Genomic DNA, 16,100 nt, shown 5'->3' on the forward strand with positions numbered 1-16,100 from the left:
CTCAATGAAAATCTAATTGTGTTGTTGGTTTTTAAATGTGAGCTACTAGCAGGAAGTGGGAATACTTATTCATAAGGCTATTTAATATATTCTCATGGCTCAGTATGATTCCACAAACTCTTGAAGAAGTCGTCTCAGATATTCTCAATCAATTTTTTCAGAACAAAGGTATAGGTGCTACTGCTACTTCTAGGAACACGTTACTTAAAATTATTTTAGAGTCTGCTGAAATTCCAGAGCCAGAAAGTACAACAGCACTCATTTTAGACGAAGTTTCTAGGTTAAAAACAACATCATGTAAAAAAATTAAGATACTTGCAAAGCAGAAAAATACTTTTGATGTTGCTTGGTGTCGAGCATTTGATATCAAATCTCAGGCTGAACCTATAATAACTGAGCCAGAATTAGAAACAGAAAACCATAGCTCAAATCGGATATCTAATGATGAATTTCAGCAGGCTCTGGAAGAATCTACGAAGACTGCTAAGAATGCTTATCAAAAAACTTTCAATTACTATAAAGAAATCGAGGCAATTTTAAACAATCTTAACCTTGATTTAGATAAAAGCGTATTTCATTTATTAAAACAAAAAGATGCTAATAACTTCGACTTTGCACAGGTTTTGAAAAAAATAGCAGGTGAGATTGAAAGCCATGCTAGTGAAGGGCTTCAAGAACTAAAGAAATCCTTAGAAGCAAAAAGGCAACATTTAGCAGATTTTACGGTTGTTTTATTTGGTAGAACTAAAGCTGGAAAAAGTACTATTCGTGAAGCTTTAACCCGTGGCGATGGCAGTACAATTGGCACAGGTTCACAACGAACAACTAGAGATGTCAGAGAATATAAATGGAAAGGATTACGCTTAATAGATACACCAGGCATTGAAGCTTATCAAGGAGACGAAGATAAACAAAAAGCTGTAGAAATCGTACATGAATCTGACATAGTTATCTTTCTTACTAGTGATGACTCTGTTCAGCCCGGTGAATTTAATGCTATGGCTTGGCTGCAAGAAATCAAAAAATACTTTTTTGTAATTCTTAATATTAAGTATGATATTGATAATCCAAAACGCCTGGAAAGGTTTATTAAAAATCCCGAAAAAATCTTTGATTCACAAAGGTTAGATGAACACAAACGTCATATTCGTAATTATATTCATCACAGTTTAGGCATGGAAGAAGTAGCAATTATTTGTATTCATGCTTATGCAGCATTTCTAAGCAATCAGCCTCAATATAGTAATGTTGCTAATAAACTTTGGGAATTAAGCCGGATAGAAGAAATTTATAGTTTAATCGTATCAGAAATCTACGCAAGAGGAAAACAAAGACGCTGGAATACCTTTTTTGATGCAATCATATATTTCCTCGATGTAATCATAAAGATGTTAGAAAGGCATAAAGAATCTCTAGTGTCTCAGGCAGATTTTATGCAAGATAAGCGATCAGAGATTGAAGGTGTTTTTCAAGAGAGTGTTAAAAACGGAAAAATTAAAATTCAAAGATCATGTAAAAATTCATTTAGCAGAATCAAACAATGGATTCCTAACTTTGTTGATGAATATCTAGGGAAAGACATTGCTCAGTCTGAGTATCAAAAGCGTATGAATAAAGAAAAACAAAAAATTGAAACTGCTATGGAGAACTTATTTGAAGAGATAGTCCAGGAATTAGTGGCTGCTTTAAAGGAGTTTCAAAGGCAATATCAATATGATATGGGAACTATTAAATTAGAATCTACTGATTTTGGAAACTATCAACAATGGCAAACTGGAAAAATTATGAAGTGGGTAGGTGTTGGGTTAAGTACAACCTCTGCTGTTGCTTTTGGTATCGGTGCTTTTGCAGCAGCTAATTTTTGGAATCCTGTAGGATGGATAGCTGGTGTGACATCTATCGTCGTTGGAATTGTCAGTTGGTTCTTTGGTGAGCAAGATAAAAAATTATGGCAAAAAGCTAAACAAGAAGCTAAAGAAAATCTTTGGAAGAGCTTGGATCAATCAGAGCAAGAAACTTGCAAAAATTACCAAAAATTACTAGATACAAATATTGCTGTTAGGGCTAAAACTGAAGTGCTGGAACAGGTGGATATTTATATTAAAGGAATTCTAATCATTGTGGATGATATAAAAAAAGCAATTTCACAACTTGAGAAAATCAAAAAAGAAATGAAGCGAGAGTCAGATTATACAGGAGTAAGGGATAGATTGCCAAATCCAAGAAATTTCAAGGGTAATTCGTCAGTTATAGCTGATGAATTATTGTAGTTATTTGTCTTGTCTTTAAATCACACTTAAGTGTTTGCATATTTTTTTTAGAAAGCAGTAGAGGTAGTGAGAAATGTCTGAAATGAAATTTAAGCAAGTTGCTAAACAAGTAGAAGATGTATGTTCTGAAAGTTTGAGAATATTATCTTCATCTACCGATAGTGAGATAGATGTATTTGCAAGAGATTTTGAAATTTTCATTCATGAATATCAACAAAAAGCACAATTAACTATTGCCTTTGTTGGTCAATATAATGCGGGTAAGTCTACTTTGATTAAAGCTCTTACGGGCGATACATCTGTCCGAATCAGTGCTGAAATTTGTACAGATAGGATTACTGAATATCTCTGGAAAGAAGTTATTCTAATTGATACCCCAGGAATTTATGCAGGTAGAACAGATCACGATCAAATCACTCTAGAACAAATTTCAAAAAGTGATTTACTCATCTTTGTTGTTCCCAACGAATTATTTAACCCTCAAGGCGGAGATTTTTTTAAAAGAGTTGCCAATGAAATGCAGCGAGTTGGTCAAATGCTCTTAGTAGTTAATAAAATGAGTCGTGAACGCGGTAAGCCAGAAGATTTGCTTAAAAGCCTTTTGGAAGTTGTAGAGCCTCATCACCCTAATGATTTTCATACTTGTTTTATTGATGCTGATTCTTATTTTAATACTCAGTGTGAAAAAGATGAAGATGAAAAAGAATTTTTACTCGAAGAAGCTAATTTTGATGCTTTCCTGACATCGTTACATAAATTAATCGATAAGAATAAATTCTATGCAAGACTGTTAACACCTCTCAACCGTGCCTTAGATATATTAGAACGGTCTTACAATATTTTGAGTACAGATAATAAATCCGCTAGAGATTTCTTAGAACTACTCCATCGGAAAATGTTACTTATTAAGACATCTCAAATAAGATTTAGAAATTGTTATATAGCTGAATTTAACAATCTTGAACACGGAATATTAATGATTGGCGAAGGTGTTGCTAGTAAAGTTGACGGGAGACATAGCGAAAAAGATATTAACTTGACAATTAAAAAAGCCGAGAAAGAAATAGAATCAACTACAAAGCAAACAATAGAGAAAATACAGTTGGGCTTGGAAGAGGAATTAAGTAAACTTCAAATTCAACTCGAACAATTATTACAATCAAGGTTGGGTCGCTCTTTAGTCGAAGAAGTGCAAGTTTCATCAACAGGTAAAAAACAAGTTGATTATGAAGAAGTTGAGAAAACTCCAGAAATACCATCCTTTTTAAGAAAAAGTCCTGAAACTGTACGGGCTATAGGAAATTTTGCGTCGGCAGTTTCTAGAGACCTAGTTTATAACGTCGGTAAATTTTTTGGTGTAAAATTTCGTCCTTGGGGAGCAGTGAACGGGGCTAAATTCATCAGAGGTTTAGGGCCTATTATTGGAGGTGTTGGTCTAATTCTAGAAATTTTTCTTAATGCTAAACAGGAACAGGATGAAGCAGAATATGAGCAGAAACTCCGGGAAGCAAGATCAGATTTACGCCAGAGTTTTCGACAATTAGCTTCAGAAATTAGAAGTGAATATGAAGAGAATATTAAAAGTGAGATTATTTCTGGCTTTTATGAATCTGAACTTCAAGATGTTGAACGTCAGCGAGATGAATTGCGAAATGATGAAGGTTCAAAAATTGAAATAGTTAATCGAATCAAACATATAATCCAAAAAATTAAGAAGCAAATAGTCACAATAGAAAATAATGCTTAATTAAAGTTATATAGTGGTTTGCTGAATGCGATAAGACTCTATACTGGCATAGTTTGTCAGTTCAATGGGGAGGCGATCGCCCATTAGTATACAGTGGCAGCAGCTAGCTAAACCAACGCATCTATCAACAATATTAGTAGCTAATTTGACATCGAGAGGTTGATATATAGCATAATACAAGTTAAATACCTAACATTCTCTACGGTAGGCTATGTAATTTCACTGCTTATACTCCTCAACTCTCAATCGACCCTTTTATGTCAGAAGCAATTGACAAGAAATCTTTGAGCGAACGTGATATCTGTACAAAGTACATTACGCCTGCTCTAGTTAATCGCGGCTGGAATATCAACACTCAGATTCGTGAGGAAGTGACGCTGACAAAAGGTAGGGTGATTGTTAGGGGTAAGCTTACTAGTCGAGGTGAGCAGAAACGCGCTGATTATGTGCTGTATCACAAACCCGGTGTACCACTGGCTGTAATTGAAGCTAAAGATAATAATCACTCGGTCAGTGCGGGAATGCAACAGGCGATCGCAACTGGTGAACTAATTGATGTACCATTCATCTTTAGCTCGAATGGCGACGCTTTTATGATGTGTGACTGTACAGTCACCGACGGACAGCGAGAACGGGAAATCCCCCTTGACCAGTTCCCAACACCGGAGAAACTTTGGCAAAAATACTGTGATTGGAAGGGAATTGACACCGACATTCAGCCAATTGTTTCTCAAGATTACTATCCCAGTCCTGATAAAAAACAGCCACGCTATTATCAACAGATTGCCATTAACCGGACAATTGAGGCGATCGCGAAAGGAGAAAACCGCATTCTGTTAGTGATGGCGACGGGTACGGGTAAGACTTTTACAGCTTTTCAGATTATCTGGCGGTTGTGGAAGTCAGGGGCGAAAAAGCGTATCCTGTTCTTGGCAGACCGCAACATTTTGGTTGATCAAACTAGAGTCAATGACTTTAAACCCTTTGGCTCAAAAATGACCAAAATTAAGCAGCGACAGATAGATACATCTTACGAGATTTATCTATGTCTGTATCAGGCGGTAACGGGAAATGAAGAGGCGAAAAACATTTATCGGCAGTTTTCACCAGGTTTTTTTGACTTAATTATTATAGATGAGTGCCATCGGGGAAGCGCGTCTGAAGATTCGGCATGGCGAGATATTTTGGCATATTTTAGCAGTGCAACGCAGATTGGCTTGACTGCTACCCCAAGGGAAACAGAAGAAGTTTCTAATAGTCTTTATTTTGGCGATTCAATTTTTACCTATTCGCTCAAACAAGGGATTGAAGATGGCTTTTTAGCTCCCTATAAAGTTATTCGCATTGACTTTGATACAGATTTGAGTGGCTGGAAACCGAAGCCAGGACAAAGAGATAAATATGGTAAAGAAATTCCTGACCAAGTATTTAATCAGCGAGATTTTGATAGAACTCTGGTTTTAGAGAAGCGTACCGAGTTAGTCGCGCGGATTATTTCTGATTATCTCAAATCAAGCGATCGCTTTGCCAAAACTATCGTTTTTTGTGAGACGACTGACCACGCAGAACGGATGCGGGTGGCGTTGGTGAATGAGAATGCTGATTTGATGGCGGAGAATAGCCGCTACATTATGCGAATTACTGGGGATGATGCTCAGGGTAAAGCAGAATTAGATAATTTCATTGACCCTGAAAGTAAATATCCTACGATTGTTACTACCTCTGAGTTACTGACGACTGGCGTTGATGCTAAAACTTGCAAGTTGATTGTTTTAGACCAGCGCATCCTGTCTATGACTAAATTTAAGCAAATTGTTGGTCGCGGTACGCGCATTGATGAAGACTATGGCAAAATGTTCTTCACCATTATCGATTTTAAGAAAGCAACACAGTTATTTGCTGACCCTGAGTTTGATGGTGAACCTGTACAAATTTATCAGCCCAAACCAGTTGATCCAATTGTTCCACCCGATAATGGAGACGATGAGGTAATCATTGATGGTGAGATTACCCGCAAGCAAAAGCGGGAGAAGTATGTAATTGCAGACGAAGAGGTGTCTGTTGCTTTTATTCGTGAGCAGTACCACGGTAAGGACGGTAAGCTGATTACGGAATCGATTAAAGACTATACTCGCAAAACAGTTAGTCAGGAGTACGCCTCATTAGATGCTTTCTTGAAGAAATGGCACTCTACCGAACAAAAGCAGGCTATTATCCAAGAGCTACAGGAATTGGGTGTACCTTTGGAAGCGTTAGAAAAAGAGATTGGCAAGGGTTTTGACCCATTAGACTTGATTTGTCATGTTGTCTTTGACCAACCGCCACTAACACGGAAAGAAAGGGCGAACAATGTCCGCAAGCGTAATTATTTTAGCAAGTATAGTGAACAGGCTCGTAAGGTAATAGATGCGCTTTTGGATAAATATGCGGATGAAGGGATTGAAGATATTGAAAAATTGGATGTGCTGAAGGTTCATCCTTTTGATAAAGTGGGTACACCAATAGAAATTATTCAGCTTTTTGGCAGTAGAAAAGAATATCTTAATGTACTTCAGCAGCTAAAAACGCAACTTTATGAGATAGCCTAGTTAATCATCTTTAAATTTGTTTTGTATGGACGATCCAATAAAATACATTGACTCATCTATTAAAGGTTTACAGGATAAACTATCTACATCTAATTCGGTGTTAGATATTGAAGTACAGGCAGAACTTTCTCATATTTTATCTATCTACCGACGATTAAAAACTGCTTTTTTAATTGCCAAGGTTCAAGATAACAAAAATAAGCTAGAACATATTGAAGCAATAGCGCCTAATCTTAATTTGGCAATTTCTGCATTACAAGTAAATTCTAACAAGGTTTTGGCAAGGAACATTAGGCGAGATGCAGAATACTTCATACGGAGAATTGAAAATCCTGTCACTGCATTTTTCGTGAATAATTTCTTTAAATTTCTTTATTCTACAGAAACTCATACAAAAGTAGTTATCGGTCTGTTTTTAGCTTTACCTATTCATCTATTAGCACCGATTGTTTTAGCATATATACTTAGTACATCCAATCTTTATTTAAAACCTTTATTTAAAGAACAATTAACAAAGCCCATATCTTCAGAAAATTTAGTAGAAGCACAAAAGCCAGAAGTAAAAACTCAAATAAAGTTGACAGAATATGAGTTTTATGAGGCATCCGTGCTGCTGGTATTATCAGCAATGTCAGGAGCGACTGGTAGTGTTGTAAGTATTATGTTGAGGCTGGATCAATATGGCAATCCACGGTATAAAGAAACCTTACTTCCTATATTTGTGGGAGCATTCAAGCCAGCAATTGGGGCATTTTTAGGGATTTTTGTTTTTGCTCTCATCAATTCTACACTTCTGCCTATTACAATTTCTAAAGATGAGGAAAAGCCAATTAATAGATGGTTGGCGTTTTTAGCAATTACTTTTGTTGTGGGCTTTAGTGAAAGACTAGCAAATGATGTTGTTAGTCAAGCAGAAAGAATTGTACCAGGGAGAGGTGCTTCACAGGAAAAAAGCGAAACTTCTGCATCACAATTATCTGCACCTACAGAAGAAGATAAAGAAAACGATAAAAGTTAAGTAAGCAATGTCAATTAGCACTACAATTAAGACTATTCAAGATATCATGCGGAAAGATGCGGGCGTTGATGGTGACGCGCAACGCATTAACCAGTTAGTTTGGATGATATTCCTCAAGGTTTTTGATGCCCGTGAAGAAGAATATGAACTGTTAGAAGATAATTATAAATCTCCCATTCCTGAAGGTTTGCGTTGGCGGAACTGGGCAGCAGATTCCGAAGGTATCACAGGAGATGGTTTACTAGATTTTGTAGATAATGCTTTATTTAAAACCCTTAAAGAACTAAGAACTACGGCAACTGATGCCCGTGGGCAGATGATTGGTAAAGTGTTTGAGGATGCCTACAACTATATGAAAAATGGCACTCTCATCCGCCAAGTAATTAATAAGCTCAATGAAGTTGATTTTAATAAAAAAGACCAGAAAAAACAGTTTAGCGAAATTTACGAGAAAATTCTCAAAGATTTGCAGAGTGCGGGAAATGCCGGAGAATATTATACTCCCCGTGCGGTGACAAAGTTTATTGTAGATAGAATCAAGCCGCAATTAGGGGAAATTGTATTTGATCCAGCTTGCGGTACAGGTGGCTTTTTAACAGCAGCAATTGATTACATTCGCCAACATTTTCAAAGTGCTGATGTACCAGAAATTCTGCAACGGACGATTCGCGGAACTGAGAAAAAGCCGTTACCTTTTAACCTTTGTGTCACGAATCTGATTTTAAATGGTATTGATGTGCCGTCAGCAGAACATGATAATACTTTGGCACGACCATTGCGCGATTACAGTCCTCACGAACGGGTGGATGTAATTATCACTAATCCGCCTTTTGGTGGGATGGAAGAAGATGGAATTGAGGACAATTTCCCAGCTACCTTCCGCACCAGAGAAACGGCAGATTTATTTCTGGTGCTGATTGCTCATTTACTCAAGGAAGGCGGTAGAGGTGCAATAGTTTTACCAGATGGTACGCTGTTTGGCGAAGGTGTAAAAACGCGGATTAAAGAAAAACTCCTGCAAGATTGCAATCTGCATACAATTGTGCGCTTACCAAATGGCGTATTTAATCCCTACACAGGTATTAAAACTAATCTGCTATTTTTCACTAAAGGGGAACCCACAGAAACGATTTGGTATTATGAACACCCTTACCCAGCAGGTTATAAGTCATACTCGAAAACTAAGCCGATTCGCTTTGAGGAGTTTGCACCGGAGCAAGAATGGTGGGATAACCGCGAGGAAAATGAATTTGCTTGGAAAGTTTCAATTGCAGATTTGAAGGCGAATAATTACAACCTAGATATTAAAAATCCTCACAAAGTTGATGTAGAACACGCTGATTTAGATGAAATGTTAGCAGATCATCAAAAACTTATGGCTGAATTGGGTGAGGTGCGGAGTAAGTTGAAATTTGAATTAATGGAAGCGTTGGAAAGAGATGAAGCTTGAAAGTTTTTTTGATAATTTTGAATTGTTAACTGATGCGCCAAATGCGAGCGCAAAGCTGCGGGATTTGATTTTGCAATTGGCTGTTAAAGGTAAGCTAGTTAATCAAGATTTAAATGATGAATCAGCCTCAATTCTTTTGGAGAATGTCCAAGCTCAAAAAGAAAAAATAACTGGTGGGCGAAAAATTGAAAAAGAAAATTTTTTGTTAGAAATTGAAGAGAAAGAATATTTTTATAATATACCTCCAAAATGGATATATACAAGATTAGAAAATATTAGCTTTTTTTAGGAGGATATGCTTTTAAAAGTAATTCCTACGTACAATACTCAAATAACCAAATAATAAGACTAGGAAATGTAAAAAATGACGAAATACTTTTGAATCAGAATCCAGTTTTTATAACAGATGAGGTTGCTAGTGAGAGCGATAAATTTTTAATTCATGAGAATGATATTCTCATAACTATGACTGGGACAAAGAATAAAAGAGATTTTTGTTTTACTGCCATAGTAGATGCAACTCACATTGCTGAAAAGAAGCTTTACTTAAATCAAAGAGTTGGCTGTATAAGAATAATTAAACCAGTTTATAACCAATTAGTTAACATTTTTTTGAAATCTCCCATAATTGTAGATTATCTACTATCATCTGCAACTGGAACTGCAAATCAAGCCAATATAGGAGCCAATACTCTACGGGAACTCCCATTCCCTCTTCCACCCCTTGCAGAACAAAAACGCATTGTAGAGAAGTGCGATCGCCTGCTTTCCATCTGCGACGAAATCGAAAAACGGCACCAGCAAAGGCAAGAGAGCATTGTGAGGATGAATGAGAGTGCGATCGCTCAACTCCTCTCATCCCAAAATCCCGACGATTTCCGCCAACACTGGCAGCGCATTTGCAATAATTTTGACTTACTCTACAGCATTCCTGAAACTATTCCTAAACTGCGTCAGGCGATTTTGCAATTGGCTGTGCAGGGTAAACTAACTAATCAAAGTAGTAAAGAAATCAAAAAAATATCAGATACTCACAAAGTATCTGATTATGTCAGCATCTTAAATGGTTATGCGTTCAAAAGCACTTGGTTTATCAATGATGGGATTCGTCTTTTGCGGAATGCAAACGTTGGTCATGGTGATTTAAGATGGGACGATGTAGCCACAATATCTGAAGAAAGAGCGCAAGAATTTCAAAGATTCAAGCTAGATATAGATGATATAGTTATATCCCTTGATCGTCCTATCATTTCAACCGGATTAAAAGTTGCAAGAATTACTAAGAATGACCTTCCATGCCTTCTTTTACAGCGTGTTGGAAAATTCGAGTTTAAAACCGATAAAGTTATCCCTGATTTTTTCTTCCTGTGGCTACAGTCTCCAATTTTCATAAATGCGATAGATCCAGGCAGAAGTAATGGAGTACCACATATTTCATCCAAAAGTATAGAAGCGATTCTCTTCAATCCTCCTTCCAGAGAAGAACAAAAACGGATTGTAGAGAAGTGCGATCGCCTGATGTCTCTCTGTGATACCCTAGAAGCCAAACTAAAACAAGGGCGAGACAGCAGCGAGAAACTGATGGAAGTTGCAGCAAAACAGGTTTTAACAGTCTAATAGCCATTTTCCGTAGGGACGGGTTTAAAAATCTGCTCGATTATTAATGATGATCTTGGTGAACCCGCCCCTACAAACGGCGTTTAGGCTTACGATAAGGCAAAATTAAGATATTAGCCCTGACATTTAACAGTCAAGCCAACCATGACCTCAATCAAAGCAAAACTCATCGAAGCGATCGAAACAGTACCAGATTCGATTTTAGAGCAAACCCTTGATTATCTCGAATATCTCAAAACCAAAGAACAGAAACCTCAGACTTTATCTCAAGAAATTCCTCAAAAAGAGGGAGAGCCGATTTTGCGTGGTTCTAAAGCCAAAGATTTACTCAAGTTTGCAAAAACATGGCAGGGAGACGACTTCGAGGAATGCCTTCAGCTTGTTTATGACACCCGTTCCCAAGCAGAGTTCTAATGTATTTGCTTGATACCAATCATTGTAGCCGCATCATCTTTGGTGATTCTAACCTGATCCAACAACTACAGCTTAATAGCGAAGCAGGAATTGCTACCAGCGTTGTAGTATGTGGAGAACTCCTATACATGGCAGCAAAATCTGATCGCAGTGTTGCCAATCTTCAGCAGGTCAGAGTATTTTTAGACACAATCGATATTTATCCCGTCAATTTCTCAATTTCTGAGGTTTATGGCAATCTCAAAGGCAAGTTGGTGAATGCTTTCGGGCCTAAAGAAAAAGCCCAGCGACGAAATTTCAACCTGCAAGCCCTTGGTTTTGGAGATAATGACCTCTGGATCGCAGCCACAGCAATTCACTATAATCTCACTGTAGTTTCCACAGACAATGATTTTCGACGGATTCAGCAAGTAGAAACTTTGCTTTTGGAATCTTGGCTTGCCAGTTAATTTACTTAGAAAAATTACTAATTTGTATTAGATAATCGCACTCTCATAACTGAAAAGCGATCGCCCATGATGGATTCCAGAGGTTGTATGGGCGGGTTTACAGATATGATTCAATCATTCACCACTATCTTGGTTAACCCGCCCCTACTGCTTGTGAAAAATGCGGGATAGGTTTTGTAGAAAAGCGATCGCCACTTCAACCAACTACAAATTACTTTGGTGTAATAGTCCCATCATTCTGAGCTTGTCTAATCGCTCGTTTCAAAATTAACACCGCCATTTGAGACAAAGAACGCTCCTCTACATCAGCCAATTGTTGCAGGGCTTCTTTGTCTGTTTCTTCCATGTAAATAGTTACTGTCACTTTTCCCATATCACCATCATAAGCTATCTTGTGTCTTTTTATATTAAATACACTAAGACGCATAAATTAACATAGAAATACACTAAATTTATGTATAATTACTGATAAGTCAAAAGCCAGCTATCCACTTTCCGACGGCAGACGCTGGCTTTTGGCCCCTCTATTCAGGAGTCATATACAATGTTAAACCCTGTTCGCTATAAAACAGAAGAACACCGAGCTGATCAACAAGCTTTAGATGATTTCGGCATCACCGAATTACTAGCCAAACTCAAAAACTACTCTGATGCAGACTTTGATAGCACCTGGATGCAACTCCAGCCGCCAGAAATAGAAACTCTAGCGGCAATTCTGATTTCTGCGTTAACTCACAGCATCAATGGTAAATTGCTTGCTGCTTATCTCCATCTCATGCGGCACAATCACCAAGATATAGTCCCAGGTTTGATTAACCTGAAATACCCAGACACATCTATTGAGTTTCCCGCTAACTTTCCTGATGTCGCCAAGACACCCAGATTTTTATATGGCGATCGCCTGCGTTGGCTTAGTAATGAAAGCGATACTGACTGGGGTATTGTCATCGGTCGATTTTATAGCTTTGCTTCCCATCGCTGCGCCTGGAGTTGGTGCTACCTGATTTGGTTAAGCAAAAATTGCCCCAGTGCAGCTTGGACATCTGCGGATATTGCTTGGGAAGAAGATTTAGAACCAATCAGTGAGGAGGCATACGAATGAATCCTCATCCACTCAAGCAGCGAGAGCAAGATTTGATGCAACTGTACATTTATTGTCAGTTGGGTATGACTCCCAAGCAGTTTTATACCAAGTGGCAGGTGAACCACGAAGAAATGGCGCAGATTTGCTCTCGCTCCCTTTCCACCGTGCGACGCTGGTTTGCTAGAGGTAAAAACTACCGCCGCCCCATGCCAGCCGATTTACGCCACTTGGCACTGATGAACTTTCTACTGGAACACTTTGAGGAGATTCCCCAAGAACTGTTGCAGAACCTGTGTTTCCCAGACGAGAGTAGGGACGGGTTCATAGATATGTTTAAGGATAAATGAGGGTATTTGTCAACCTGCCCCTACTGCATTTAATTGCAATATCAAAATGATATTTCTTGCCAGCCACCTTCACAGTAGGCTGGCTTTTGTCTTGGAAATTGCAGATATTACCAGGAGGACTTTATGACTTACCTAGAAAAGCTCAATCCTTGGTGTATAGTACGGTTGTTACCAAATATGCAGAACCGGATTGTTGCTCGTTTTCGCCGCCGCAGCGATGCCGAAGCTCATCTACAAGTTTTGCGCCGACTCATTCCCAGTGTCAGTTTTAGACTGATTTTCGATGTGCATTTAGAACAGCAAAATCTAACTGCCTGAAGTTAACGGTATCAATATCTAACGATCGCAATGATCCAAATATATCGTTAGTTAGGGTGCGATCGCTGATCGCGTTCCGCCTAGCGTAGCCGATCGCACAACTCAGCAGCGAAAATCTGGCCGATGTCCGGTATTGCTAAGACAAAAGGTTTGGCAATTGTAGATCAGTATTACTCAATTTGCTGTGAGGTTAGGCGATCGCCTCTGTACTCTGCTTTGCTAATTACCGACAGTCGGCACTTAATACCATTACCACTCAAGATTAATTTTTCACAGCTATTCAAAAAAATGTGCAGTAAAAAGCTTTTAACCTAAGCAATCCTGCGAATTAATGCTCGAAAATGCACAACGAATGCTCGAAAATGCACAACGAATGTTCAAAAATGCACAGCGAATGCTCAAAAATGTACAGCGAATGCTCAAAAATGTACAGCGAATGTTCAAAAATGTACAATTAATGTCTCAATATGTCTCACATTTTGCAAGCAAAAGTCTCAATTGTGGGAACTAGAACCCTTGCCATACACCATTTTGGCATTGATGCTTTACCGCTACAAGCAACTGAGAAAGATGGTGTAGCTGGTAATAGTCCCAATGAGTGGAAAAAGACTGTTCTCATGGATGAGGAACGCCAGTTATTTCTGTTGCCAACGTATTTTTTCGGCTGCATTAAGTATGGCGGTAAAACTGTCAAACGGGGCAAAGGTAACTTACTTGCAGATATTGCCAGCACTTTACAAGTCATGGATGACCAGATTTATATCTGTAATAGCGATGGGGCGATTCAGTTACCAGATCCACCTCAAGTAATTGAGGCGGGGACTATCAAAAATGAGAAACTACCTGATAGCTATGTTGAAGTGATTGGTGTGCGTAACCCATCAACTAAAGCGAGGAATATTCGTTACCGCGTGGCTGTGAAACCTGGATGGCAATGTTCATTTACTATTCTTTGGGATTCGGTTGTCGTTGATCGAAAGTCATTGGAAACAGCAATTATCAACGCTGGAACTTTAGTAGGTGTTGGTGATGGTAGGCAAAGCATTGGCTACGGAAGATTTGAGCTAAAAGAATTTAGCATTCTTTAAATATCCGTCTCGTTTCGTCAGGTCTCCTTAAGGCGAGTCCCGTCACCTTCCGTTTCGTCACGTCATGTTGTGTCAAGTCGAGTTTGGTTAAGTCATGTCTGTTGAACTTTACAAACAAGTCAAACAAAAACGCCAACATCCAAACCTGCCTGTTTACCAATGGAAGCGTCAACCCCTTGAACAATGGAAAATCACTCGGCATTCTATCTACACCAGAGATGAGGGATTGTGCCAAAGTCCAAATAACCAGCCACCAAAAGTCAATGGATTATGTCAAAGAACAGTCAGTTTAAAGACTGCTCACATCGACTACATTCGCCCGTTGTCATCTGGTGGTAGTAACCATGCGTCCAACTTGAGAACTCTTTGCCCCGTCTGCCATGCGCTTAGGCTTGACCGCAAGCATGATGGCATGAGACATAAACTGGTCAAGAAAGGTTTAATCCCTGTCAACTGGAAACAGTTTGTTTGGGATTAAATTGTCGGCAATCGCCCGACAAGCGACTGAAACAAATGATAAAGCCCCTAGCCCTGTAAGGGCTAGGGGCTTGGGTTTTAGGAAAAGGGTTTAGGAGAAATCTGCTAATGAAACATCGTATCCGCCGTATTCTTCTAAATATTTAAGAATCGATGTTCCATACTCGTCATAGGACACTTGGTTTTTTAATAAAAGGTCAGCCAGTCCATAAGGCCCGCGCAAGTGTGCGGCTGCTAAAATTCCGGAAAGCGTGATAGTGATTGTTCTGGAGTTAAATAGGGCTTGCTTACCAAGGTAATTTTCCAAAGATTGCCCATGAGTAGCAAAGTGCTGGTTAATTCGCTCTAAATTAAGCTTAAAGGCTTCACGAATAGCTGTTTCTTGGACAGTTGTGGATTTGAGAAAATCTGATTTACTTCTAATACCCATCTTCCCTGTCCATGTACCATTCCAATAATTTCTGTTCACTCCATTCGCTCCACCAATATAAGGGTTAGAGGTATTGTAATAACCAAGATCCATTAGTAAGGCTTCGCCGAACTGATATTTACCTATGAAACCGAGTGAGTTTTCCACTTGATATTGTTGTGGGTTTCCAGATGGTACTCCCGATTCAAATGCACCTAGTGCTTCTAACATAGAATGAACATTACCCTTTTTAGTAGAACCAAGATGGAGTGGAATTGGGTCAATCTCAGGAATAAGAAGTGTCATCCCGATTGTTAACTGGTCGGGGTTATTACCAATGCGATCGCGATTAGCTTCGTGAATTATGGGGTATAAATTACCATCTCCATAATGTTTCTGAGCAATCTTGAATAATGTATCGTCTTTTTGTACAAGATATTCTCTCATCATTCTCTCCTAGAATCCTTTAGTCATTGTGATAAATTTGTTGTATGAACAACCTATTTCCTAGTTTTCATTATCATTAGGTTTTCCATGAAAGATTTTACGCAAATTTCTGATCAGCAAATATTTTTGTGAAACCAATTAAGAAGTTTAACAAAATAGAATATCCTCCCCTAAATGCAAAGAGGAGGATATTTTATAGTAAGGATTCAGGTCTAAAGTTGAGGTATTAAAGAAGGGGTCTGCACAGCAGGCTTAACCGTTGCTTTAATAGCTTGAGCAAAAAAGTTAATAACAGAACGTCCTTGATAAACACCTTCTATAAAAAAGCCACCAAATTAAAATCTTGGTGGCTTTCTTTTATTATATTTTTTTTAGAC

General features: G+C 38.4%; 16 protein-coding genes and 1 pseudogene. 15 read left to right on the plus strand and 2 right to left on the minus strand.

Annotation, left to right across the window (positions count from 1 at the left end):
• Positions 1-104: 104 nt before the first annotated feature.
• The 10 genes and pseudogenes from ACN222_RS17355 (at position 105) to ACN222_RS17400 (ending at position 11,553) form a co-directional block, all read left to right on the plus strand.
• On the plus strand, positions 105-2,270 hold the full coding sequence (locus tag ACN222_RS17355) for a GTPase (RefSeq protein ID WP_010997621.1): 2,166 nt from the start codon (positions 105-107) through the stop codon (positions 2,268-2,270).
• A 73-nt stretch (positions 2,271-2,343) separates the two neighbouring features.
• Entirely contained in the window at positions 2,344-4,017 is a 1,674-nt protein-coding gene (locus ACN222_RS17360) for a GTPase (RefSeq protein ID WP_010997622.1), read from the plus strand.
• Positions 4,018-4,274: 257 nt separating this feature from the next.
• Entirely contained in the window at positions 4,275-6,605 is a 2,331-nt protein-coding gene (hsdR, locus tag ACN222_RS17365) for an EcoAI/FtnUII family type I restriction enzme subunit R (RefSeq protein WP_010997623.1), read from the plus strand.
• Between the two features lie 97 nt (positions 6,606-6,702).
• Positions 6,703-7,623, plus strand: a complete 921-nt coding sequence (locus ACN222_RS17370) for a hypothetical protein (protein WP_231865474.1) — start codon at positions 6,703-6,705, stop codon at positions 7,621-7,623.
• A gap of 7 nt (positions 7,624-7,630) precedes the next feature.
• Positions 7,631-9,073: a type I restriction-modification system subunit M gene (locus ACN222_RS17375; protein ID WP_010997625.1), complete on the plus strand. Its 1,443-nt coding sequence runs from the start codon at positions 7,631-7,633 to the stop codon at positions 9,071-9,073.
• Positions 9,063-9,362, plus strand: coding sequence for a hypothetical protein (locus ACN222_RS17380; protein WP_010997626.1), 300 nt, complete (start codon positions 9,063-9,065; stop codon positions 9,360-9,362). Before ACN222_RS17375 ends, ACN222_RS17380 begins: the two co-directional genes overlap by 11 nt.
• A 14-nt stretch (positions 9,363-9,376) precedes the next feature.
• Positions 9,377-9,499 (plus strand): annotated as a pseudogene (locus tag ACN222_RS17385) (hypothetical protein); the annotation flags it as partial.
• A 39-nt stretch (positions 9,500-9,538) separates the two neighbouring features.
• Positions 9,539-10,690 (plus strand): restriction endonuclease subunit S, encoded by a 1,152-nt coding sequence (locus ACN222_RS17390; protein ID WP_010997627.1) that lies wholly within the window; start codon positions 9,539-9,541, stop codon positions 10,688-10,690.
• A gap of 144 nt (positions 10,691-10,834) precedes the next feature.
• A complete protein-coding gene (locus tag ACN222_RS17395; protein WP_010997628.1) occupies positions 10,835-11,104 on the plus strand; it encodes a hypothetical protein in 270 nt (89 codons plus the stop codon).
• Positions 11,104-11,553, plus strand: a complete 450-nt coding sequence (locus tag ACN222_RS17400; RefSeq protein ID WP_010997629.1) for a type II toxin-antitoxin system VapC family toxin — start codon at positions 11,104-11,106, stop codon at positions 11,551-11,553. The genes ACN222_RS17395 and ACN222_RS17400 overlap by 1 nt, the downstream gene beginning before the upstream one ends.
• 211 nt (positions 11,554-11,764) lie before the next feature.
• On the opposite strand, the gene ACN222_RS17405 is transcribed toward ACN222_RS17400, so the two are convergent.
• The gene (locus tag ACN222_RS17405) at positions 11,765-11,926 is read right to left on the minus strand and encodes a ribbon-helix-helix domain-containing protein (RefSeq protein WP_126987287.1); all 162 of its coding nucleotides are present in this window, start codon (positions 11,924-11,926) and stop codon (positions 11,765-11,767) included.
• 171 nt (positions 11,927-12,097) lie between these two features.
• Between ACN222_RS17405 and ACN222_RS17410 the strand changes: the two genes are divergently transcribed.
• From ACN222_RS17410 to ACN222_RS17430, 5 genes are all read left to right on the plus strand, one after another.
• On the plus strand, positions 12,098-12,655 hold the full coding sequence (locus ACN222_RS17410) for a hypothetical protein (protein WP_010997631.1): 558 nt from the start codon (positions 12,098-12,100) through the stop codon (positions 12,653-12,655).
• Positions 12,652-12,984: a hypothetical protein gene (locus ACN222_RS17415; RefSeq protein ID WP_010997632.1), complete on the plus strand. Its 333-nt coding sequence runs from the start codon at positions 12,652-12,654 to the stop codon at positions 12,982-12,984. The genes ACN222_RS17410 and ACN222_RS17415 overlap by 4 nt, the downstream gene beginning before the upstream one ends.
• A 123-nt stretch (positions 12,985-13,107) precedes the next feature.
• On the plus strand, positions 13,108-13,302 hold the full coding sequence (locus ACN222_RS17420; RefSeq protein ID WP_010997633.1) for a hypothetical protein: 195 nt from the start codon (positions 13,108-13,110) through the stop codon (positions 13,300-13,302).
• Between the two features lie 467 nt (positions 13,303-13,769).
• A complete protein-coding gene (locus ACN222_RS17425) occupies positions 13,770-14,390 on the plus strand; it encodes a hypothetical protein (protein WP_010997635.1) in 621 nt (206 codons plus the stop codon).
• A gap of 94 nt (positions 14,391-14,484) precedes the next feature.
• A complete protein-coding gene (locus ACN222_RS17430) occupies positions 14,485-14,868 on the plus strand; it encodes an HNH endonuclease (RefSeq protein WP_010997636.1) in 384 nt (127 codons plus the stop codon).
• Positions 14,869-14,958: 90 nt separating this feature from the next.
• On the opposite strand, the gene ACN222_RS17435 is transcribed toward ACN222_RS17430, so the two are convergent.
• Complete coding sequence (locus ACN222_RS17435; protein WP_010997637.1) at positions 14,959-15,726, minus strand: LysM peptidoglycan-binding domain-containing protein; 768 nt, start codon at positions 15,724-15,726, stop codon at positions 14,959-14,961.
• Between the last annotated feature and the right edge of the window lie 374 nt (positions 15,727-16,100).

The sequence above is a fragment of the Anabaena sp. FACHB-595 genome (genome assembly GCF_048568275.1).
GTDB lineage: Bacteria > Cyanobacteriota > Cyanobacteriia > Cyanobacteriales > Nostocaceae > Trichormus.